This window comes from Bacillus sp. EKM202B (assembly GCF_011066025.1).
GTDB lineage: Bacteria > Bacillota > Bacilli > Bacillales > Bacillaceae_G > Bacillus_A > Bacillus_A toyonensis.
Genome location: NZ_JAAMNK010000139.1, coordinates 1 through 238 on the forward strand (window position 1 = coordinate 1; position 238 = coordinate 238).

Consider the following 238-nt stretch of genomic DNA (forward strand, 5'->3'; position numbering starts at 1 on the left):
GCGGGATCGAACCGCTGACCTCCTGCGTGCAAGGCAGGCGCTCTCCCAGCTGAGCTAAGGCCCCATGTTTTTGGGAATATCGGGAAGACAGGATTTGAACCTGCGACCCCCTGGTCCCAAACCAGGTGCTCTACCAAGCTGAGCCACTTCCCGAAAGAAAACGCGCCCGAGAGGAGTCGAACCCCTAACCTCTTGATCCGTAGTCAAACGCTCTATCCAATTGAGCTACGGGCGCATA

The 238-nt window shown here is 57.1% G+C and carries 2 tRNA genes; both read right to left on the minus strand.

The features are described 5' to 3' along the window. Window positions 1–79: 79 nt before the first annotated feature. A tRNA-Pro gene (locus G9F74_RS29755) sits at window positions 80–153 on the minus strand. Window positions 154–161: 8 nt separating this feature from the next. Further along, window positions 162–235, minus strand: a tRNA-Arg gene (locus tag G9F74_RS29760). Between the last annotated feature and the right edge of the window lie 3 nt (window positions 236–238).